This window comes from Nitrobacter sp. Nb-311A (genome assembly GCF_000152905.1).
In the GTDB taxonomy this organism is placed as follows: domain Bacteria; phylum Pseudomonadota; class Alphaproteobacteria; order Rhizobiales; family Xanthobacteraceae; genus Nitrobacter.
Genome location: NZ_AAMY01000005.1, coordinates 1 through 21,741, shown reverse-complemented (window position 1 = coordinate 21,741; position 21,741 = coordinate 1). Strand labels below are relative to the sequence as shown.

Sequence of the window (21,741 nt, the reverse complement as noted above, 5' to 3'; positions counted from 1 at the left end):
TCTCAGCTCGCGGTGATGATGGTGCCGACATGCTCGCCGGCAAGCGCGCGGGTCAGATTGCCGGGAACAAGGCCATTCACAACCTGCACCTGACGGACATGGCGCGCCGACTCGAGCAGATCGAGCATGCGGAATTCGAGGATCGAGTCCTGTAGACCCTTCGCCTTCATTTCGGCGACCGATATCTTTGGAATCAAAGTGGCGCCCTTCGAGGTCTTCGGATTCGCGGTGTAAAGACCGTCTTCGTCCTTCACGAAGATCATCGCCTTGCAACCGAACTGTTCGGCGACGAGAAAGCATCCCGCATCCGTCCGGTAAGGAGGAATGACTCCTTCGGAATCGGGGCGCATCCACAGGCCATAAGGCGGCATGCCGCTGAAGATGACACCATTTACCTCGGCCAAGTATAACGGCACGGCCGAGAGCCCGGCGCCGTCGACCGCCGAGATTCCGTACTTCGCGAGCAGTTGCCCGAGGATCACCGCGTTCTGATCGGCGACCGAGGCCCCGAGCTGCGAGAGCACACCGGCCGGCAAGCTGAGCCCGGCCGCGATCGAGTAAAGATGACGGGCTCTGGTTCCCGCGCCCGTGCCGATCAGCAGCTTATGGTCCTTGCGGGCGGCGACGATTTCGTCCACGAGCGGATAGACTGCCGCGCGACCGCGGTCGATCACACTCTGTCCGCCGATCTTGAGAACCGTCGCGTCAGGCAGGATCCGAAAATCCGCCGACGCATCCGCAGCAGCCAGAAGCTGCGCGTCGGTCAGCGAGCGCTGCATGAGAAGCTGCTCAAGTTGCGCGGTCGTTGTTGCCATTGGAGCTTCCTTTCGTCGTGCGGTTCGCTCTATTCCACGCTCATCTTAAATCGATGCCATCGTCCCGGCGGAGGTCTCTCTTCAGCGATACCGAAGGATCGCTCCGGGCTCCGTTGGTACTGAAACAGTGGTATGCCGCCGAATATATGTCAATCCCGACAAAGGCGATAATCCGTTTCTTTTCAATACGTTATATATATGGCGGTGATAACGGCAACTTGGCAGTCAACACAACGTCCGCACGTTGCCAGACGCGCGATCTATCAGCAGCGCAATCACATCGAGACGCTCGCGCGCTGACGCCCGCCGGGAGCCGCAAACAAACATTCGCAACAAGCCGATCGGGCACTTATGCATTCGGAAACAGGCTAGCGCCGATTGATTCAGGGGGCGATGAGCCTCCCTTCCTATTTGATGACTTCGCAGACCGTCAGATGACCGGGTGGGTTCATGCCGCCAGTGCGTGTCGACACGCGGGTCCACCATGCATCCAGCGATTCATGGTCGCAATGCAACTTGACCGTCATGCCGTCGGCGAACTTGATCCAGTCCGCAAAATGGTGGCTCGGCACCGCGATCACGACGGGAATATCATCGCCGAGCGCGCGCTCGATCAGGGGGGCAAGACCCTTGCCCTTACGCTCCTGCCGGCCAAAGCGATTGACGATCAGGACGTCCGCACCTTCCTCAAGGGTCCTTGCAATCTGTTCTCCGGCGCTCGTCAACTGTCCGAGATCGAGCCGGCATCCAGCCGAATAAGGGTCCGGCTCCTGGTGAAGCCGAAGCTGCCTGCCGGTCGGCATCAGCATCGCTGACAGGTCGGCATCAACACAGTGGCGTCCAAGCTGAACCATGCCCACAGCGCGGTGGCCGTTGGCGTTCAGAGCGGAAGCAAACTCATGCAGGACCCGATCGGGGTTTTCTCCCTCCGTATAGACCAAAGCGGCAAGATCGCATTGGGCATCAAACATGATCCGGCTCCATGATTTACGTCGCAGCCTACCTGTCGATATATTAGTATATATATCACGATTGAACGAGTCGGGCCAGAGCTGAGATCCCTTTCGTATTCACGGCGCGGACCTGCTGTGCGGCTGATGCCACCAATTCGGCCTAAAGAAGTTCACAGTGATCCCCGCGCGGATCGTGGCTTCTATCGGTATGAGAAAGCTCTTGCGCTCCCGCTTACCCGGGAAGCCTTTTGCCCCATCCATTTACGAGTCAACCCACAGGTGGAATGAGCCCGATCCGGAGCCAAAATGCAGACCGCAAGCCGGCTATGTCGAGCGCGAGTTCTAACCAGCGCGCGGCGGGTCATCATGCGGGCGCGCCGTCGCGAGCGCGCGCGACCCGTGGCGCCCGCTCCTGCACATGTTCGCTCCTGAAACCGAGCCCTACCAGGCGGCCCGCGAGATGAGCGAGCACAGGCCACCGCGCGAGGCGGCGCATGAAGGAGGGCGGCCCGCTTTGTTTTCCATCCGCGGCCTCACGTTTACTCCGCGAGCGCTGCATCATCAGTTGCACCTTTTGCGTCGCTTTCGTCGGGAAAGACCGCCGCGCCTCGACCGCGGCTAGATGCTTGTCCGCCAGCCTACCGTCACGTAGCGGCGCGGCGAGAATGTTTGCAGCGGCGACCGCATCCTGAATCGCAAGGTTTACGCCGAAGCCACCAATCGGCGACATCGCATGAGCGGCATCACCGATACAGAGAAGGCCCGGCCGCCACCAGCTGCGCAGCCGATCAATGCGTATGCTGAGCACATGAACATCATCCCACGTCCGTACCTCGTCCATACGTTCCGGCGGAAGCGGCGAGATCGACGCAACGGCCGCACGGAATGCATCAAGCCCCGCGGCCTTCACATCATCGAACGAGCCCTTCCGGACCACGTAACCGCATTGCCAATAGTCGCCGCGGTCGATCATGACGAACCCCTGCCGCGGTCCGCCGTGTCCCATGACGAAGGGCGGATCATCGGGCCTATGTGAAAGCTTCGTCCACAGCACGTCGCGCGGGCTTCCGAAGCGCTCGATCTCAAGTCCCGCCTTCTCCCGCACGATCGAATTGCGTCCGTCAGCTCCGACGACCAACGCCGTCCTGATTTCCAGCTCACCTCCCGGCATAGCCGCCCGAACCCCGGCGATCCGATCGCCTTGCTCGATAAGCTCTGTCACCGCCGCCTGCGTGATCAACCGGAAATTCGGAAACCGGGCCGCCTCCCGCGCGACATAATCGAGAAAATCCCATTGCGGCATGAACGCGATGAAACGACACTTCGTCGGCAGACGTGAGAAGTCCGCAATGGTGATGTCCTTGCCGTCGATCTCGGCGTGCAACCTCGGAGCCTGCGTGTGAGGCAGCTTCAGGAGTCCGTCCAGCAGTCCGAGTTCGTGCATGACTTCGAGAGTAGACGGATGAATCGTATCGCCGCGAAAGTCGCGCAGGAAATCGCCGTGCTTCTCCAAAACGGTCACGTCGACGCCCGCGCGCGCAAGTAGCAGGCCCAACATCAGGCCGGCTGGGCCGGCGCCGACAACACAGCAGGTTCGGTGGTTCATTTCTCTGCACATCCCGGAACGCTGGTTGCGTCCAAGACCATATTGGACGCCATTCGCAAAGGCCGACCGTCGGTATCAAGCATCTGTTCGCAGAAGGTATGCACGCTAATGCAACTATGGAAGCCTGACCTAACTCGCCGGGACTGCGACTTCCCCTCAGTGGCAGACCAGCACCGGAATGGCCGTATGCACAAGCACCTTCGAAGTAACGCTGCCGAGCAGCGCCGCTGCGATCCCGGTTCGTCCATGTGAAGCTATCACGATAAGGTCGCAGCCTTTCTCCTTTGCGGTGGCTACGATCGCAACGTCTGGATCGTGCTGAATGAGCTGCAGTGTCTCGCACTCCACGCCGGCGGACTTCGCCTCTTCAGCAATTTCATTCAGAATCGAAGCGGCGTGCTCCCGCGCCTCTTTCATCCGTGACTCGGACGCATCGTATGGATTGAACGCTTCAACGGTAAGAACAACAACCTTGGCGCCCACCGCGCGCGCAAGCGACAACCCATGCACGACGCCCTTATGCGCCAGTTCCGAGCCATCGGTTGGAATCAGGATTCGTCGATACATGGGGTCTCCCTACTTACCAGGTTCACACAATCGTTGCATCAAAAGCAGCCGTCGATGGGCATTTTCACGGTGGGGCGATGATAGGCGCGCTAAAGCCGGCATTCAATTGCGATCACACCGCAGTCATCTCGGGCCACATCGGCATGATTGAGGTCCGGGATGTTTTCAAACGCTCCGTCAGGATACACAGGTCATCGTCGCAATGAATCCGAACCGCGTTTTGCCTACTGCGGCGCTAATTAAGGTAATTGCGAGACCCAGGAACGAGAGGTCTGGCGGCTCATTACCCACGCGACGGCGATGGTGCCGTCGCGAAAGCAATAGGGAGCGTATACATGGCTCAAGAGAATCAGCATACGAAAGGCGGTCGGGTTCAGGGCAGCCAGTCCGAGCGTGGCTTTGCGAGCATGGACGAACAGAAGCAGCGTGACATCGCCTCCAAGGGCGGACAGGCGCAGGGCAGGGAGAACAATCCGGGCAACTTCGCCAACGACCGCGACAAAGCCTCGTCGGCTGGACGCAAGGGCGGACAGTCGTAACCGCGATTAATGCCTGCGAGGGAGCCTGGCTTCGGTCGGGCTTTCGCGTGCCGCCTGTTATCCCGGAATCTGCTGGGCTGCTTGCATTCACAGGGCGTTCCGTCAACGCAAGAAACATTTAGGGGCGGTCGGACGGTTTATGGGCACCGCGTCGCAGCGCGAACCGGGGCAGACATTGATATCGATTCAACGCCGATCTTTGGAGATTGACGACGGATTGCGATGCGCTTCGGAATGGCCGGTTGGAATCCGCGGGATGCCCAAATCGCATTCGAGCGCATGCCGATCCCACCCGGCAAGATCCGCCGCCGCTTCATACGTCGATTGCAGGAAACTGGTGAGATACTCCTGAGGATCGGCGCTGGTCCGCACCGCCTCATAAGGCAGCAGGAACTCTCCGAGATTCTGGTCGAAGCGGGCCGCCGCCGGCTCGACGGAGCGGCCGGCGAAGCCGTCCGGCACCGGATAAGCGTAAGAGTAGAACATCGCCTCATCCACCCCGGCGCCACCGGGCCAGAACCCGGCCGAGGAGACTTCGTGGCTGTAGGCTTCCTGCGTAATGGAATCAGGAAGCGCGGGCACCCCGCCGGGATGGAGCGGCGCTTTGCGGCCTGAGAACCGCGTCACAGCCAGATCGAACGAGCCCCAAAACAAGTGCACCGGCGAGACTTTGCCAAGATAGCCGGTGCGGAAGCGTGCAAACACGCGGTCGATCTGCACCAGCGCCTGATGGAACCGCTCGACCGCCTCACGCTCGTAGGGCCGCGACGCGGTATCCTGCGCGAACGGTGTTGCATCGGGGATTTCATTCGGAGCGCCATGAATATCCATCCGCCCGCCAAGCCGTTCGACCAGCGTGGTCGTCCGATTCAGGAAGTCGGCCACGCTCATCGCCTCCAGCGGAAAGCTCTCACGCATGTCGGCCGTTTCGCCGATCAGCGCATGGTCGTGGAAGTCAAAGGTCAAGGTGATGGCGGACTTGCCGTCGGGCACCACGCCCGTCGTTAGACCGCGCGGCGTCACATAGAGCGTGGCGTGCCAGGAGTGATTGACCCAGGGTGTGTGCGCGAGCCGGTACTTGCCGACAATCTGCGTCCACAAATGGAGCGCGGAGCACGTTTCGGCCCAATCGCCATAAGGCAAGGCCGGCCAATCCCTATTTTCCTCGCTCATCCAATCGGCTCCATGGCCTGCCGCGCGAGGGCTTGTTTCACACCATCGTCCGCTTCCATACGCGCGCGGTACGCTTTCAGCGCCGGATAATCGCCGATCGACAGCGGCGTCTTCTCGATCCAGCGCGTCAGGACATAAAGAAAAGTGTCGGCGAAGGAACGCTGGCCGAGATACCACTCGCCGCCATTCTCGCTCAGCACGCTGTTCAAGCGCTTGTAATGGTCGGCGAGTTTCTCATAGGTCTTGCGCTTGACCTCGTCCTGTGCCGCCGCGCTCTCGGCGAATTTCTGGGTGTTGAAGTGGCCGCCATACGTCGCGTGGACTTCCGAAGTCATATAAGCGAGCGCCTCGGCTTCCTTGCGGCCGAGCCGGCTACTGGGAGCGTAGCTCTCTTTACTATAGGTCGCGCCGAGCCAGGCGAGGATCGCCGCCGCCTCGGTCAGCACGTCATTGTCTTCAAAGCGCAGCGCCGGAACCTGCCCGCGAGGATTGATGGCGAGATAGTAGTCCTTCTTCTGGTCGCCATAAGGGATATTATGGATTTTGACCGGAGCATTGAGCCACGCGACGGCGATGTTCGGCGAAAGCGAGCAAGTGCCGGGCATCGTGTAGAGAGTCGGCATCTGGTATTCTCCTTCGGTGCTTGTGTTCTGGATGCGCGGGCTATGCCGTATGCCAGAGTCCAAAAAACAGACGAGGCATGACTGCGCGGTTACGCTAACGCCGTCAGAAATTCAGCGATCTCTTAAGTTAAGCACCGTATCCATGTGAAAGGAAGGCAGTCACATGTGGCAGGTGGCGAGCCAAATGACGGCAGGGTTTCGGTAAAGAGCACCAGACGAGAGTTGAAGCTTCACTCGTAAGGCAAGGGCAACTCCCGGAGCAGCGCCTTGCCCTTCGACACCGTCTTGCTACCTTGCTACCTTTCTTCCGCTTGGCCATCGGGTAACCTCCGAGGTCAGGTCAGTCCGATCCGGCGTTCGAGCGCCAGGTCGGCCGCTTTGTCAGGAGATTCCGGAGCTGCCGCCATGGGGAAGAAAGAGACCATCGCGCATCACGAGGCCGGACACGCCGTGATCGCGCGCGTGCTGAACATCCCGGTAAGCTACGCGACCCTCGATGCATTCGACGGCGCCAGCGCAGTGGTGACGGCGTCTAGCGCGACGCACCTCGCCCCCGACGACCTTGAGGCGCCGGAGAAGTACGCCATTGTCGCGCTGGCCGGCCCGCAGGCCCAGCATCACTATCGTCCCATGTCCCTCGCGGCCCAGAATCGCGCATGCGACGGTGGTTGGCGCGTGGATCGCGCCAACGCGACCAGCCTCCTGGCGATGCTGGTTTTGCGGCAGCACGGCAAGCCGGCGGTGCCGGGCAGCTACGTCGAGTTGGACGGTCCCGAGACAGAGGAGTTCGGCCGCCTATTCAGCCGTACGACCCAAAAGACTGCCGATCTGGTCCAGGAAAACTGGCCTGCGATCCAGCGCGTCGCTGCGGCCCTGCTGAGCCGTCCCGCGCTTACCGAAGACGATATCGACGCCCTCATCGCGGCGCACGACAACCAGAGCCTGTCAGGAACTGATTGACCCTATGTTCTGAGGTTTACGGGATGACGACGCCATGCCTTCCGCGGACGCAGCCGAGCATGGCAAACGTTCAGGGCGTGTGGCTCGCGATCCTCACTGCGTGCGATGCGGAACAGGCGGGTGTTTGTCATCCGCATCCATGCGCCGCAACCCCTCGAAACGAGCGAACATCGCGAGGCGGTCTGCGGCGACGCTTTGCTCTGCCTTGGTGAGGGCCTGCGCAAGCGCGGCGGCGGCATCGGAAGCAACGCCCGCTCGCCGCAAGGCATCGGCGGTCTTGATTCCGTCTCCCGCACAGAGAATCAAAGTCCAACTGCCACGCTTGTTTTGAAGCAACGCCCGCCCTCCCATATCACCCTGGGTCCAGCCCGCGATCGCGTAGCCTGCTCTGACGACCAACGGCTCGATAACCAGCTTTTGCTCCGGTTTGTCGAAAGTCGCATGCAAAAGACGCCGTACCGCGTCTTCATCCGTACCCGCCCTTGCGGCTCCGGTCAGACCGAAAAACGCAACGATCAAAGCAACCAATATCCGCAACATAGTCGTCTTCTCCTCACATCCTGTAGCGCAAGCCGCCGTAGATGGTTCGGCCGTAGCCCGGGTTGAACAGGGCGGATGCCGGGGTGGCGATATCGGCGGTTATCGTGCTCGAGATGTAGTGAGTGTCGAACAGGTTGCGCGCTTCGAGATAGCCGGACCAGCCGGGACCGCCCGCATCGTGCCCGATCCTGAAATTCAGCAGCGCATAGGGATCGATGGTCAGACTGTTGGCGTTGTCGGCGAAAAACGCCTGCGGCATCCATTCCACGTTCGGACCGGCGTAAAAGCCGTTCGGATGCTTGTAGATCACTTCGGCGCGAATCGTGTGGGGCGGCACGCCCGGCAGGCGATTGTTGCCCCAGCGCGCGTCGCCATCGAAGAAGAAGTCGTTGTAGGTGTAGGCGAGATTGAACCAGAAACGGTCCTCCTGTGCGAAGGCCGACTTGATGAACGCCACGCCCAGCCCGGCTTCGACGCCCTGATGCACGGTCCTGTCCGCATTCACCACGCTGCAGAGACTGAACGGCGACGACCTCAGGCACTGCAGCTCATTCCGAAGCTCGGCCCGGTAAAGCGCGATATCCCATGTCAGGTCAGGGCGGCGGCCGCGGGTGCCGATCTCATAGGTCGTCGCGGTCTGGGCGTTGACGTTCGAACTCACAGGCGAATTGAATGTGTTGGCGTCAAAGGTGGGCGCCTCGGCGCTGCGCGAGATATTGGCGAACACCTGCCATGTCGGGTCGACGTCCCAGAGCGCGCCGACTTTCGGGTTGAAGATGTCATAGGTGCGGCGGCCTGACTGGTCGCCATTCGACAGGATGCGATCCTCCTGGTTGCGGACCGCATGCAGGAACTGACCACCGGCGATCAAAGCGACGTTCGGCAGCACAAAGAGGCTGTTCTCCGCATAGACCGAATGGTTCTGGGATTTTTGCAGCGCGGATGTCAGCAACTCGCCTTTCACGGCGTTGCCCGGGTTGGCGTACTCCTTGTAGTCGATCACGCCGGCCTGGAGATTGACGCCGGCGATCAGGCGATTGCGAAAGCCTCCGATCAGGCGATCGTCAGTGGTCCGGGCGAAGCCGCCATAGTCGGAGACATAGTAGTCGAGATATCGATAGATCGGATGATCGACGTGGCGCTGGTGCGTGAAGACGCCGAGGTCTACAGTCGTCGGGCCGAAGCGCAACGTGGTCTTGTTGGCGACACGCATTGAGTCGATATTGCGCTGCTGGTCTTGCCGCACGAATTCAGGGTCGGCTGCTCGCGGCGTATTCAGCGCCACCGTTTTCGACAACTCGCCCGGCAGGCGCTGGCGCCAGGTATTGGCGTTCACGTAGAACCGCGTTTCCGCATCCGGCGAGAACCGGTAGCCGAAGTTGCCGCTGCCGCGCTCGAGGTGACCGTTGCTGTGGTCGCGGAATCCGTCCTCGCGCTGCACCGGGGTCAGTAAACTCAATAGCGCGTACCGACGCTCCGCACGCCGGCAAGACGGCCCCATTGAAGAACATCATAAACGCCAGCGCACGGCCCGTAGTCGTCGTATAGCCCGTCCTTACTCTGGGTGCCTTATGCTGACATATTGCGACATTCTTCGGCGCAGTCACGGACGTTCTCGATTACGCTCACGACAGCTGAAACTGAGCATCGATGCGGGATAGCGCGGTAAGCGACTGCTCATGGCCTCTCTCGAACTGGCGAGGCACGCAACAAACCGGACAATCAGTCGCGCTTTGATTGTCCAGAACATCTCGTCCGCAGATTGCGTTTCTTTCGTCCGCTGTTAGGATGCTCATATGTAAGTGAGGCGGATTCCGTGCTTGCGACGTTGAGGAGAAGGTACGCGAGGATCGTTATTGCGGCGTTTTATGCGCTGGCAATGGTGACCTTGGGTGTGGCTCATCAGCCGGCCAGCCAACATGCGTCTCTTGCCGATCGCCATCTGTCTTCCGCCGAACTCGCTGAATATGCTCTTCCGGACGGCACACTTCCGATCCTGTGTTCCGGAGGCACCAGCAATACGGACGATGGCCGTGTAGTCCCGAAATCAACCCACTGCGACGCCTGCAGACTTATTTCCAGTCCCGGAATCATCGGGGAGCCGCCCGTTGTCCATCCGGTACGTCTGGCGGTGCTGTCCGGCTTTTATCAGGCGAACTATGCGTATCAGCCTGTTTCGCGAGCCTCCGACAATTTCCGGTCGCGTGCGCCTCCACGCATAGCCTGACGTGTAACTGCGCGACCTGGCGCGGCATTCATCAAACCGAAATGCGACTTGGCGACCGGTGCGCGCAGGGCCGGCGTGCGTGAGCGTTCGCAATCCCCGAACTCGCGGTCAACTGCTGACCCTGCGTGGAAGAAAACTCATGTCTATTTCAATCCTTGCTGATTTCGCCGATCGGCTGCTCGTCCCGGGCCAGATCGCCATCCGCGCGCCGTTCGCGATCTCGTCGTCATCTCGTTCAACCTCTCAGTCATCTTCAACATCTCATTCGACGGCTTTGCCATGGAGTTGGCGCGGGTGACAGAACTCACGAAGTAGAAACGATCCGCGAGGATCGACATGCTCATAAGTGGAGAACATATCATGCTGACGCAGTTGAAAGATCATTCGCAGGTAAACGATGACCGCGCTCGATGGCCGGCGTCACAACCAAGGTCAATGGCACGCCAGCGCGGTCACGACCGACGACGATTTCTCGCGCGGCTGCGCGAGGAAGTAAATATCCTCCGCGCGCTCGGTCTCGATCATCGTCGGATCGCCGCTTTCCTCGACATCGAGGAACATGACGTCCGAACGTTCTGCCGGAAGCAGAGCGATAAAGCCGCGCCTCGCAATCTTCCTCGGCGGGCCATTAAGGCGCTGCTTCGAGGCCGCTACGCCTCGCTCGGCGGTAAGACCATTACCAAACGCGGCCACCATCTGCTTGAGATCGCCGCCGCCTACACCCGGGACGAGCTCCTGGCCGAGCCTGGCATCGGAGCCGCCGCCGTCATCGAAATCGAACTCTGGCTCGAAGAACGAGGCCGGACGTTGAGAGAATCGGAGGGTGAACATGGTCGCTCATCTGCTCCAGCACCGCGACGAACGGCTTGCCATGCCGTCGCAGCAACATAGCTTGGAATTTGCGTCGCCTTTCGTGGACCGATGCAGCGGATCGTCAAGCTCGCGTCATCGCGCCAGTCGCACACCAGCGATAAATAGGAAGAACCCAAGATAGAGGCCGGCGCATCGATGGACCCGCAGCACCCGGAAGCGTCTATGTATCGCGAACCCCTTCATGGCAATCTGTGAGCGGCGGACGCGCCAGTTGGTTGGGCGCGCTCCGCTCGCAGAGTCCTTATTCAGCGTTCGAACCTCAAGCGGGCGATGAAGGTGCGTCCCGGCGCGGGCAGCACCGCGGGAACGTAGGTCGCGCTTACATAGTATCTTTCATCGAACAGGTTCTGGACGTTGAACGACGCCGTCGCCTTTCCGAATCCGGTGTCCCAGCTATAGGACGCATTGGCATCGACGCGAACATAGTCACCGATCCTGAACGTATTTTCGTTGTTGCCCCATCGGTTGCTGCCCGCGAACGCGCCGCCGCCGAAACGCCATCCCGACGGCAGACTGTACTGAAGCCAGATACCGCCCTGGTGAAGCGGCACGTTGTACAGCCTGTGCCCGGTGTTACCCACGCCGCCAGCATCCGTCGTGTCTACGGTGATCCGCGCATCGGTGTAGGCATAGTTGGCCATCACCTGGAGACGATCCGTCAAATTCCCGGAAACGTCCACCTCGACGCCACGGGAGCGGGCCTCGCCGATCTGGTTAACAACATTCGGGTTGCCCGGTATGGGCGTTACGAGGTTGGTTCTGGTCAGATCATATGCGGCCACCGTAGCGTTGAGGCGGCCATCAGACGTTTGAAACTTCGCACCGACCTCATATTGCTTCGCTTCGCTCGGATCGGGCAAGGAGCCATCCAAAAGCCTGCCAAATCCGACAATGGGGCCGAACGATTCCGAATAGCTGGTGAACAGCGCGAGCTCCGGCGTGACCCGGAAGTTGATGCCGGCGCGGGGCTTAAAGACGTTGAATGCCTTGGCATCTATTGGCGTGGACGGCGGACAGCTCGTCGCGCCGCCGCTCAATGCACATGAGGCGCTGCCGGCATTGCTCCCGTCCCAGCGGCCGCCGGCAATCAGATCCAGCCTGTCGAACAAGGTCACCTGGTCTTGAAAGCTGACAGCGCGCCACTCCGTAAACGGCCTGCCCCCCATCGTCAGCGGGAGCCCAGCGACTTCCCGCCAGCTCTGGTAGACCGGGTTCTCAATACTGAGCGGACGAACGATCGTCGGATCGGTTGTGCCGTTAAACCCGTAGTTTTGTGCGCTATGATAGGACTCGGCGCTGGCGAACAGGCGGTTGCGAATGTCTTGCGTGATCTGGGTGTCGCCCGTGATCGAAGCCTCGACGAAGTGACTTTCGTAAGTGCCAATGAACTCACCATAATAAATGTTGGTGAAACCCGGAGCCACCATCGACCCGCCAGGCTCGGAATCAAAAGAATGGGTCTTACTCTTGGAGTAGGTTCCGCGCACTTTCGCGGTCCAACCCTCGGCGAGCTGCTGCGTCAGAATCGCATCGATCAGATGACTCTCGACTACGCTGGGAGGCTGATTTTTCAACCCGATAAAGCGGTTGCGGGGAACGTCAGGGATCACGTTATTGTATACGGGAATGCCGAGGTCGAAGACCTGCTCCATGCGCCTGTATTCGTAGTTCAGATAAAGCTCGGTGGTCGGCGTGATATCCCAACTGATGGATGGCGACAGCAGGACGTTCCGCGAGTCGACGAAGTCACGGAATGAATCGCGATCCTCGAAGGCCCCGATGGCGCGATAGCGCACCGAGCCGTCCTTCGTGAGCGAGCCCGTGGCGTCTCCGACGGTGCGGTAGCCGAGATTATTACTGTTAACCCACTGTTCGATCGAATAATGCGGCGTCGCAAGCGGCTTCTTGGTCACCACGTTGACCAGGCCACCCGGATCGATACGCCCGTAAATGCCGCCCGCCGTTCCCTTCAGCACTTCGATCCGATCAATGTTTGCAAAGTCGAACTTGGAATTTTGAAATGGCGAGCCGTCCCGGTAAATCCATCGATTGCCGGAATTCTGCGCGAAGCCACGCAGCATGATGCCGTCGTAAATGCCCTCACGGTCGATCTGCACACCGCTGACGTTCTTGAGCGCATCGTTTATCGTCGTCACCGCCTGGTCTCTGATGACATCGCTCGGAACGGTTTGGATCGAATACGGCGTCTCGAACACCCGCCCGTTCATCCTGGTGGCGGTGGTGGCGTCAGGCATCGCGTAACCCTTGCCGGCGCTGTCGGCCGTTCGGGTGCCGAAACCGGTCCCTCGCTCGATGACCGGCGCGGCCGGAGCATTGGTGGGCGCGGGCTGGCTGGATGTCGTGGTCGCGCGCACCAAAGGTCTCGCGGCGGCGCGCTTCGGCTTGCGCTTGGGAGCCTGGCTCGTTTCCACCGTGATCGGCGGAAGCGTAGCGCTCTGACCTCGCGGAGCGGGTTGTTCCTGCGACGAAGCGCTATTGACCATGAATGAAATCGCGACGGAAGACGTCGCGCACGCCGCAAAGCAGCGCGCAAACACACGAATAGACATAACTGGTTTCTCTCCCGAGAATGGAAAACAAAAGCACTTTGGTGCGGTTAGGGTCCTGTCAGTTCAGGAGATGGAAGGAGGCGCGCGCGCTTGGGCGTTAGCGTCGACCGAGAACGGCGAAAGCCCGAAAGCTACGCCGCGCCAGATGACGGCGGTGGCGTCGCGCGCGATGCTGACAGCAATCGCTTGCGGGTCGGGCGGTGGGGTCGCGGCATGGACGACGCAACACAACGCGCAGCAGGCGCCGTGCGTCTGTTGCGGATCGGTCTCGCGGTCTTGCGGAGAACCCGTGTCGGGCGCGTGCGAACAAATCGCACCCGCCAGCGGGTCGGCCATGGTCGCGCTGAACGCCAGGCACGCGGCGATGGGCGCAAATATCTGCACCAGCATCGCAACCATGACGATCGGAAGAAACCGTCGCAGCCGCCGGCGCATAATCCTCCAGCGTTTCGCGCCGGGAGCGACCCTGGATCGCGGCGTCGGCTTGTCGAGAAGATACCTCCAGACGCGCCTGTCAGCGTCTTGTTGCACGCCGCGCTTACTCACCGATCGCTCGCTGCTCGGGCCGAAGCCGGTACGCCAACGATCGTTCCCACACCCGGTCGGCAATCATCACGATAGCCAGTGACGCCCCTGCCAGCGGAAAGATCACGCAGAGACCAACGACGATCATCGCCGACATGCGCAGCCGTGGCGGCGATAGCGGCTGCGGCGCTCCGAATTCTCCTTTCGGGCGCCGCCGCCACCACATAATCGGACCCGTCACCGTCAGGATGATGATCCCGATACAGGGGATCAGCATCACGATCTGGTTGAGGCGTCCGAAGTAGTTGCCCATGTGGATCTGGACGCCCAGCTCCACGGCCTTCGCGGCCCATCCGTAGTCCGCGAAATGGATATCGCCGACCACGCGTCCCGAATACTGATCGACATGCAGCGTGCGCTGCGTCTCCGGCTGATCGGGATAGGTGAAGGCGGTGAATACGCCGTTGGCGTCTCTCGGCAGGGTCAGGCGATACGGAGGCCTCAAGCCCTCGCGCGTCAGGATAGCGGCAACGTCATCGATATCGAGCGCGCGTTTATCGGAGGGCCGGGTTACAGTGACGTGCCCGTGATGTCCGGCATGCGGATCGGAATCCGGGATCGGTGCCTGCTCCAGCGTCCAGGGCGCGGCATTGCCCACGGCGTCCTTGACCGTCGTTGTGGATGTAATCGATCCATGAAGCCGGTGGCTTGCCGGGTAGCCGATGCCGGCAAGGTCGGTGCCGCGGCGCAGCAGGTCGCCCCAGAGGGCTGCCCAGGGCAAGCCTGTGACGATCAGGAACATGATCAGGAAAGCGGACCACATTCCGACAACCGCGTGCCACTCCTTCCAGAACGGCCGTCCCTGACGGTCCCATCGTGGATAGAGAACACCGCCGAGACGAAAGCGACCGCGAGGCCACCACAGGTAAAGGCCCGTCGCCACAAGGATGAAGCCCCAGCAGGCGGCGAGTTCGACGATATTGTCGCCGATGCGTCCCAGCATCAGCGAGCCGTGCGCGATGTCGGCAAAGCCGACCAGCGTGCGGGCGTAGACATAGGAGCCGAGAACCCGCCCGGTGCCGGGATCGACGAACACGCGGACCGGATCCCCTGCCGCCGGTGTCACGAACACTTCCACGCTGCGATCCGGCGCACGGGGCGTATCAATGCGGGTGACCTTTCCGCCCGGATAGACGGCGACCGCAGCCTCGGCCATCTTGCTGAGCGGCACGGGATCGGACACCGGCGCCACGATGCGGAGGTCGCGATGGAGCGCGTCGTTGATCTCGTCATTGAAGAGATAGATCGCGCCCGTCACGGCGAGAATGAACAGGAGGGGTGCAACCACGAGACCGGCATAGAAATGCCAGCGCCAGACCGTGCGGTGCGGAGCCAGGGCTGAGAAGGAGTTAGGCATCGGCATTTGCTTTCAGACATCGGAAAGGGGGACGGCTCGCCGGATGGTCGAGCCGCCACGATTCGCGCATCAGAACTTGATGTTGTAGGAGAGGTCGAAGCTGCGCGGCGCGCCGAGATACACTTGGGTCGGGCTGTATCCGGACCAGTTCGCATAGAATGCGTTGGTGAGATTGCGGCCGCGCAGCCGCAACGTTCCGCCGCCGATGTCGTAGGCCAGCCAGGCGTCAAGCAAGGTCCGCCCTCTCACCTCGATGGTGTTGGCGGTGTCGGTGTAGAACGACCCGACGTGCTGCGCCGATGCGCCGATTGTCAGCGGCACCGGATCGAACCGATAGCTGGTGGAGACCATGAATGCCTGCGCCGGCACATTGATCGGGCGATTTCCGCGCAGATCCTGGGTGGCGCTGTACAGCTCGGTGAACTCCGCCTTGATGAAGGACGCGTTCCCGCTCACTTTCCACTGCGGCGTCAGTGACACCGCGACATCAAGCTCCACGCCGCGGGAACGCTGGCTGCCGCCCTGCACCGTCAACGCCGGAGTTGTCGGATCGCGGGTCAGGATATTGTCCTGCTCGATCTGATAGACCGAAGCGGTCGTCACCACGCGGTCATTCCAGAGCGACGACTTGATTCCGCCCTCGATCGAAGAGCCCGTGGACAGGTCGAACCGCCCGTTGGCGGTGTTGCTGAGCACCAGCGTCGCGATCGGAACGGCAGCCCGGTTATACTGGCCAAACACCGCCGTTCCGGGCGTTACATTGTAAACCGTTCCGACCCGCCACGACAGATTGTCGAAGGTCTTGTCAAAGCGGTTGACCGCGCCCGTGTTCAGATCATCGATCCGGCGATCGAGCTTCATGCTCTCATGCCGGATGCTGGCGAGCATCAGCCAGTCCGGCGTCAGGTTGACGGCATTCTCCGCGAAGGCTGCAAACGTTTTAAGGCCACTGGTGAAGTCTTGACGTGTCGAGAAGTTTGCAGCCGTATCGGCAGGGAAGTAGCCGCGAGCCGGATTGAACGGATCGACCGGCGTGGTGGATCCGAACCGTCTGTTCGAGTCGAAATCGATCTCGACGTACTCAAGCCCGGTCGCGAAACGGTTACGGAATCCTCCGATGATGCCGTCGTAGGACGCCACCGCGCGTTCCGACCAGAACTGGTGCGCGTGCGTAATTTTTGTGGTCGAACGGTCGAGCAGGCCGGTCGCGGCATTGAACGTGAAGTCTTCGGAGTTGGCCCAGTAGCGGTCGGCCTTGAAGAAGCTCAGGTTGTTCTTCAGTGTCCAGTTGTCGGTCAGCTTGTACTCGGCGCCGCCGCGCAGCCACATAGTGTCCGACGTCATCAGCCCATTCTCGACATTGTAGTTTTGGTTGCGAATGGACCTGTCGATCACAAGCCCGCCGGGGGCCGAGATGAGGTTCGTGGGATCGCGCGCCGCCGAGCGGGCGATCAGCGGGATGCCCTGATAGGGTGTCCGGAACTCGTCGTGAAAGAAGCTGGCGGAACCTGTAAAGGTGAGTCTGTCGGTTGGGGCGAGCATTCCGCTGGTCGTAGCGCCAACCTTGCGCGATCGGGTATCGTCTATAAAGCCGTCGGATTGTCCGTAGCTCAGCGTCGAGCGGACGGCCGCGTTTGTTGAGAGCGGAGCATTGATGTCGATGCCCGTCCGCAGCGAGTTGAAGCTGCCATAGCTCAACAGGCCTTGGGCGCCTGCTTGGCCGAGCATGGGCTGCTTCGTTAGAAGGTTCACGGCTCCGGCCAGCGCTCCGACACCCTGAATGACGGAAGCAGGTCCTTTCAGAATCTCGACACGTTCGAAATTGAAGGTGTCGAAATCCCGGGAGACGATCAAAGGATCCGGCGCGCGAACGCCATCGATCGCATATCCGGTCGCCGCGCGGGAGAACCCGCGCATGGAGATCACGCCGGGTTCGCCGGGAAGGTTTCCCGACATGACGCCCGGAACCGAATTGAAGGTCTCAACCATCGTGCGGAGGCCCTTTTCCTGCATATCCCGCTGCGTGACGATGTTGACGGTCGCCGGTGTCTCACGCGGCGTCAGCCCGACGAGGCTGCCGGCCGCATTCGGGACACCGAGGTTCAGCGGGCCTGGCTCTCCTTCCACATTCATCGTGCCGGGCGCGGTGGCGGGAGGCGTGGCTGACGGCAGCGTCGCGGAGGTTCGGGAATCCGCTTGATGCGTTGCGCGTCGTGCGGCGGAGGCGCGCGACGCACGGTCTGGCTGGGATCGAAGGGATTGCCGGGCCGGTTCGGTGATCGTCACCGCCGGCAGCATGGTATCGGAATTCGGCTGCGCGGAAGCAGTCGAAGGAGTTTCAATCACGGCCACGGTTGCAAGCACGCAGCAAAGCGCGCCGCCCCGGCCGAGGGCGGTGTCGTTCGACATGATGTATTTCGTTTCCTGATGCGGGCAATCGCCCGGCGCATTCAAGCAGATCGGATCGCCGCGAACGCGAAGGTGTCGCGGCGGTCGAGCGGATGTGTTGAATCAGGACATGAACGGAGGCGCGCGCGCCTGCGCGTTGGAGTCGACCGAGAACGGCGAAAGCCCGAAAGCTACGCCTCGCCAAACGACGGCGGTTGCGTCACGCGCGATGCTGACAGCAACCGCTTGCGGGTCGGGAGGTGGAGTTGCAGCGTGGATGACGCAACACAGTGCGCAGCAGGCGCCGTGCGTCTGTTGCGGATCGGTCTCGCGGTCTTGCGGAGAACGCGCGTCGGGCGCGTGCGAGCATATCGCGCCTGCCAGCGGGTCGGCCGTGGTCGTGCTGAACGCCAGGCACGCGGCGATGGGCGCGAATATCTGCACCAGCATCGCAAGCATGACGATCGGAAGAAAACGTCCCAGCCGCCGGCGCATGATCCCTCAGCCTTTCGCGACGGGAACTATCATGGTGAGGTTCTTGTGTCGAGAAGATGCGTCTGCGACCGACTCGCGCCGAGAGTGAACACCGCCCGCGAAGTCTTCGTTCGGCGCTCGAGCCTTACTCCGCTGCGTCCTGGCACGAGCTGCGCTACCGTGATGTTAAAGCAACCATCCGGCGTCTGAAAATTCACTCCCGATGAGCAACAGTTGCAGCACGAAAACGCTGGCCGCCAAGCCGGAGAGATCAGATGGTATGGTCACCCGCGACGCCCCGGCAACTGAAAAGCCGGACAGATGCCGACACTTTACTGCACGTCAGCAGATCAAAGCCTTCTTCAGCGTCCCTCGGGTTATCCAGAGACGAGCTCGAGGGATCTGATCGTTGCCGGCACTTAGCAAGTTGACCTCGTGCGACTGCTCACGCCAGCCTCCATTTGATACGCAGGAGACAATTCGTCGCGCGTTGCGGTCAAGGACACTTGGACGCCGGCAGCTTGCGAAGCTAAGTCGATTACCTTAGGGTCATTGAGTCCGAGTGGAGCAAATCCCGTGCTTGCGACGTTGAGGAGAAGGTGCGCGACTATCACTATTGCAGTGCTTTACGCGCTGGCGATGGTCACGTTGGGCATGGCTCATCAACCTGCCAACCAACATTCGTCCTCTGCCGAACTCGCCCAATACACTCTTCCGGACGGCTCCTTTCCGATCCTGTGCTCGGGAGGAGCCGGCAGCACCGACGAAGACCCTACGGTCCTGAAACCGGCCTGCTGTGTTGCCTGCACACTTATTTCCAGTCTTGGCATCGTCGGCGAGGCGCCTGTTGTCGGCTCCGCTCAACTGGCGTCAGTAACGCGGTTTTCGCTCGTTGGCTACGAATATCAACCCGTTGTCCGAGCCTCTGACAATTTCCTGTCACGAGCGCCTCCACGCGCGGTCTGACGCGTCGCTGCGCTGCAGAAACAGCGTGGAACTCATCATAACCTGACGTGGCCGGTGGTCTGCTTGCGGAGGCTTTGCAGCCCACGCATTCACATTCTTGAACTTGCGGTCAGCTATTCGTCCCGCATGGAAGGTGTCTCGTGTCTGCTTCCTTTTTTGCTCACATGATCAATCTCCCGCTTCTCACGCCGGTCCTGATCGCCATCAATGCGCCATGCATCGTTTCGGTGTTCGAAACCGGGAGAGTATCAGTCCGGTCCGGAGCGTTTCCTGGTGCAAGGCGAACGATGATCTCAAAAAGACGCCATGCTCAGATCTCCGGCATCGCAACTGTCAGCATTGCCCTGCTGATCGGTATATCCGGGCCGCTTCGCGCCCAAGAACGCCCGCAGAATCCGCCGGCCGTCACCGCGCCCAGCTCTCCCTCCAAGGGGTCCGCATCGAACATATCATCTACCGCTGGTTCTGGATTCCGAGAGACGCCGCCGTCTCCCGCACCTGTCGCCGACACCGCATCCGCGTCAAGCGCTGTCACCACTAATGACTCGGCATCGTCCCACGAATTATCGCCGTGGTCGATGTTTCTGTCGGCTGACATCATCGTCAAGCTGGTGATGATCGGTCTTGCGTTTGCCTCGCTGGTGACGTGGACGATCTGCATCGCGAAAATGGTGGAGCTGTCGCTTGCGCGGCGCAATCTCGGCACGGCGCTGAGGGAGATCAGCGAATCGCGGTCGCTGGCGGAGGCGCAAATGGCGCTCGGCGCAAGGGACGGCGTGCTGGCGTCATTGCTGGCTTCGGCGATGCACGAGGCGCGGCTCTCGGCCGGCATTTCCAGCGACGCCGGCATCAAGGAGAGAGCGGCGTCGAGCTTCGCCGAAATCGTCCGCGCTGAATCCCGGCGGGTTCGGCTCGGCATGGGGCTGCTTGCGACCATCGGCGCGACATCGCCTTTCGTCGGCCTGTTCGGCACCGTGTGGGGCATCATGAACAGCTTCATCGGGATTTCGAAGGCGCAGACCACCAACCTCGCGGTGGTGGCGCCTGGCATCGCCGAAGCCCTGCTCGCGACTGCGCTGGGTCTCGTCGCGGCGATTCCGGCCGTCATCATTTACAATCACTTCGCACGGGTGACGAAAGGCTATATCGAACTCGTCAGCCGGGCGTCGGGATCGGCCGGCCGGTTGCTGTCGCGCGATCTGGACCGCACCCATGGCGGGGCCATCAGTTCGCGCGCGGCGGAGTAGATCAATGGGCGCATCGATTGCAGAAGGCGGCTTCGACGACGACGAGGATTACGCTGAAGCGCACGATATCAATGTCACGCCGTTCATCGACGTCATTCTGGTTCTTCTGATCATCTTCATGGTGGCCGCGCCGCTGTCGACCGTCGATCTTCCGGTCAACCTGCCGACGTCGAGCGCGACACCGCAGAAGAAGCCCGACAAGCCGACCTATGTCAGCATCAAGGCCGACCTTGCCGTCGCCATCGGCGAGACGATGGTCAAGCGGGTCGATCTGGTGCGGACGTTGGACAGCACGCCGAACATGACCAAGGACAGTTTCATCTTCCTGCGCGCGGATCGTGCGGTGCCTTACGGCGACCTGATGGACGTGCTGGAGATCCTGCGCGCGGGCGGCTTCACCAAAATCAAGCTGGTCGCGCTCGAGGGGGTTCCGGACGCCCAATCGGTTCCTGCCGCGGCTAACGCAAAGCCCTGAACCATGTCTGAGATCGTCGTAGAGCCAGCGCCGTCCCGCCGTCTTTGGGTTTTGTCAGCGGCCGCCGCGCTTGCCATCCACCTCGGCTGCGTGGCGCTGGCGGTAGCCCAGATGCAAACGGATGAGTCGGCCGAGGATCTTGGCGCGCCGGCGATCGAGATCGGACTCGATCTATCCTCGCCGCGCCGCGAGGCGACCGACCTTCCGCCCGGGCCAGACACCGACGCGTCGACGGCCTCGCCCGCGCTTGCCGAACAGAAGGCGGTCGAGAAGGAAACCGATCTGCCCAAGGACACGCCGACGGAGACCGATGATCCGGACCGGATCGTCACCGAGAACGAGTCAAAAAAGCCGGTCGAAGAGGACCCTGAGAAGGCGGAGAAGCAGACCTCGGCCTCGCAGGAATCGGCGGCTTCTGAAGCAACCGCGATGCCGAGCGTTGAAAACGCACAGGAATCGGAGCGTTCGGTGGCGCCGCAGCAAGGCACCGGCGCCAGCGCGCGCCGAATCCGGGCCACCTGGCAGAAAGAACTGGTCGCCCACCTCGACAAGCACAAGCGTTATCCGCCGGAGCACACCCAGAAGAACGCCAAGATTCTCATTAACTTCGTGCTCGATCGCCTCGGCCATGTCGTGTCGGTGAATATTGTGAAGGGATCGGGCGATCCCGTCTTCGACCAGGCCGCACTCGCCATGGTGCACCGCTCAGACCCTGTGCCCCCGCCGCCGCCGCTGATCGCGGACGAAGGATTGAGCTTTACGCTGCCGGTCGTCTTCAGGGTCAAGGGCAAGGGATGACACCG

General features: G+C 61.3%; 21 protein-coding genes. 7 read left to right on the top strand and 14 right to left on the bottom strand.

Annotated elements, in window-relative coordinates; all coding sequences use genetic code 11:
* Positions 1-2: 2 nt before the first annotated feature.
* The 4 genes from NB311A_RS02890 to NB311A_RS02875 all read right to left on the bottom strand — a co-directional run bounded on the left by NB311A_RS02890 (position 3) and on the right by NB311A_RS02875 (position 3,941).
* Complete coding sequence (locus tag NB311A_RS02890) at positions 3-815, bottom strand: uridine monophosphate kinase (RefSeq protein ID WP_009796942.1); 813 nt, start codon at positions 813-815, stop codon at positions 3-5.
* Positions 816-1,222: 407 nt separating this feature from the next.
* Positions 1,223-1,786 (bottom strand): DUF2478 domain-containing protein, encoded by a 564-nt coding sequence (locus NB311A_RS02885; protein ID WP_009796941.1) that lies wholly within the window; start codon positions 1,784-1,786, stop codon positions 1,223-1,225.
* 346 nt (positions 1,787-2,132) lie between these two features.
* Positions 2,133-3,374, bottom strand: coding sequence for an FAD-dependent oxidoreductase (locus NB311A_RS02880; protein ID WP_116394702.1), 1,242 nt, complete (start codon positions 3,372-3,374; stop codon positions 2,133-2,135).
* A 156-nt stretch (positions 3,375-3,530) separates the two neighbouring features.
* Complete coding sequence (locus tag NB311A_RS02875; protein WP_009796939.1) at positions 3,531-3,941, bottom strand: universal stress protein; 411 nt, start codon at positions 3,939-3,941, stop codon at positions 3,531-3,533.
* Positions 3,942-4,276: 335 nt separating this feature from the next.
* Here NB311A_RS02875 and NB311A_RS02870 point away from each other — a divergent pair, with 335 nt between their 5' ends.
* The gene (locus tag NB311A_RS02870; RefSeq protein ID WP_009796938.1) at positions 4,277-4,480 is read left to right on the top strand and encodes a general stress protein; all 204 of its coding nucleotides are present in this window, start codon (positions 4,277-4,279) and stop codon (positions 4,478-4,480) included.
* Positions 4,481-4,666: 186 nt separating this feature from the next.
* Here NB311A_RS02870 and NB311A_RS02865 read toward each other — a convergent pair whose 3' ends face one another.
* Both NB311A_RS02865 and NB311A_RS02860 read right to left on the bottom strand, forming a co-directional pair.
* Complete coding sequence (locus tag NB311A_RS02865; protein ID WP_009796937.1) at positions 4,667-5,653, bottom strand: DUF5996 family protein; 987 nt, start codon at positions 5,651-5,653, stop codon at positions 4,667-4,669.
* Positions 5,650-6,276: a glutathione S-transferase family protein gene (locus tag NB311A_RS02860; protein WP_009796936.1), complete on the bottom strand. Its 627-nt coding sequence runs from the start codon at positions 6,274-6,276 to the stop codon at positions 5,650-5,652. The genes NB311A_RS02865 and NB311A_RS02860 overlap by 4 nt, the downstream gene beginning before the upstream one ends.
* A gap of 405 nt (positions 6,277-6,681) precedes the next feature.
* Here NB311A_RS02860 and NB311A_RS02855 point away from each other — a divergent pair, with 405 nt between their 5' ends.
* Positions 6,682-7,236, top strand: coding sequence for a hypothetical protein (locus NB311A_RS02855; protein ID WP_009796934.1), 555 nt, complete (start codon positions 6,682-6,684; stop codon positions 7,234-7,236).
* Positions 7,237-7,329: 93 nt separating this feature from the next.
* Here the strand turns inward: NB311A_RS02855 and NB311A_RS02850 are convergent, their stop codons facing one another.
* Together NB311A_RS02850 and NB311A_RS02845 are read right to left on the bottom strand one after the other, a co-directional pair.
* The gene (locus tag NB311A_RS02850; RefSeq protein ID WP_009796933.1) at positions 7,330-7,776 is read right to left on the bottom strand and encodes a copper uptake system-associated protein; all 447 of its coding nucleotides are present in this window, start codon (positions 7,774-7,776) and stop codon (positions 7,330-7,332) included.
* Positions 7,777-7,789: 13 nt separating this feature from the next.
* Positions 7,790-9,235: a TonB-dependent receptor gene (locus NB311A_RS02845; RefSeq protein WP_245256910.1), complete on the bottom strand. Its 1,446-nt coding sequence runs from the start codon at positions 9,233-9,235 to the stop codon at positions 7,790-7,792.
* 420 nt (positions 9,236-9,655) lie between these two features.
* On the opposite strand from NB311A_RS02845, the gene NB311A_RS02840 reads away from it, so the two are divergent.
* Positions 9,656-10,003 (top strand): hypothetical protein, encoded by a 348-nt coding sequence (locus NB311A_RS02840; RefSeq protein ID WP_009796931.1) that lies wholly within the window; start codon positions 9,656-9,658, stop codon positions 10,001-10,003.
* A 432-nt stretch (positions 10,004-10,435) separates the two neighbouring features.
* Here the strand turns inward: NB311A_RS02840 and NB311A_RS21735 are convergent, their stop codons facing one another.
* From NB311A_RS21735 to NB311A_RS02805, 6 genes are all read right to left on the bottom strand, one after another.
* Positions 10,436-10,834, bottom strand: a complete 399-nt coding sequence (locus NB311A_RS21735) for a hypothetical protein (RefSeq protein WP_009796929.1) — start codon at positions 10,832-10,834, stop codon at positions 10,436-10,438.
* Positions 10,835-11,121: 287 nt separating this feature from the next.
* The gene (locus NB311A_RS02825) at positions 11,122-13,380 is read right to left on the bottom strand and encodes a TonB-dependent siderophore receptor (protein WP_165475214.1); all 2,259 of its coding nucleotides are present in this window, start codon (positions 13,378-13,380) and stop codon (positions 11,122-11,124) included.
* 129 nt (positions 13,381-13,509) lie between these two features.
* Positions 13,510-13,881 carry a DUF2946 domain-containing protein gene (locus NB311A_RS02820; protein WP_040673811.1) on the bottom strand — a complete coding sequence of 124 codons (372 nt, stop codon included), beginning with the start codon at positions 13,879-13,881 and terminating at the stop codon, positions 13,510-13,512.
* Between the two features lie 103 nt (positions 13,882-13,984).
* The gene (locus tag NB311A_RS02815; RefSeq protein ID WP_040673842.1) at positions 13,985-15,388 is read right to left on the bottom strand and encodes a PepSY domain-containing protein; all 1,404 of its coding nucleotides are present in this window, start codon (positions 15,386-15,388) and stop codon (positions 13,985-13,987) included.
* 69 nt (positions 15,389-15,457) lie between these two features.
* Positions 15,458-17,797, bottom strand: coding sequence for a TonB-dependent siderophore receptor (locus tag NB311A_RS02810; RefSeq protein WP_050752052.1), 2,340 nt, complete (start codon positions 17,795-17,797; stop codon positions 15,458-15,460).
* Positions 17,798-17,899: 102 nt separating this feature from the next.
* Positions 17,900-18,271: a DUF2946 domain-containing protein gene (locus NB311A_RS02805; protein ID WP_009796924.1), complete on the bottom strand. Its 372-nt coding sequence runs from the start codon at positions 18,269-18,271 to the stop codon at positions 17,900-17,902.
* Positions 18,272-18,904: 633 nt separating this feature from the next.
* Here NB311A_RS02805 and NB311A_RS02800 point away from each other — a divergent pair.
* The 4 genes from NB311A_RS02800 to NB311A_RS02785 all read left to right on the top strand — a co-directional run bounded on the left by NB311A_RS02800 (position 18,905) and on the right by NB311A_RS02785 (position 21,736).
* Positions 18,905-19,216: a hypothetical protein gene (locus NB311A_RS02800; RefSeq protein ID WP_131522872.1), complete on the top strand. Its 312-nt coding sequence runs from the start codon at positions 18,905-18,907 to the stop codon at positions 19,214-19,216.
* 287 nt (positions 19,217-19,503) lie between these two features.
* Positions 19,504-20,463: a tonB-system energizer ExbB gene (gene exbB / locus NB311A_RS02795; RefSeq protein ID WP_040673841.1), complete on the top strand. Its 960-nt coding sequence runs from the start codon at positions 19,504-19,506 to the stop codon at positions 20,461-20,463.
* A gap of 4 nt (positions 20,464-20,467) precedes the next feature.
* On the top strand, positions 20,468-20,938 hold the full coding sequence (gene exbD, locus NB311A_RS02790; RefSeq protein ID WP_009796322.1) for a TonB system transport protein ExbD: 471 nt from the start codon (positions 20,468-20,470) through the stop codon (positions 20,936-20,938).
* A 3-nt stretch (positions 20,939-20,941) separates the two neighbouring features.
* Entirely contained in the window at positions 20,942-21,736 is a 795-nt protein-coding gene (locus NB311A_RS02785) for an energy transducer TonB (RefSeq protein ID WP_009796922.1), read from the top strand.
* The last annotated feature ends 5 nt before the right edge of the window (positions 21,737-21,741 follow it).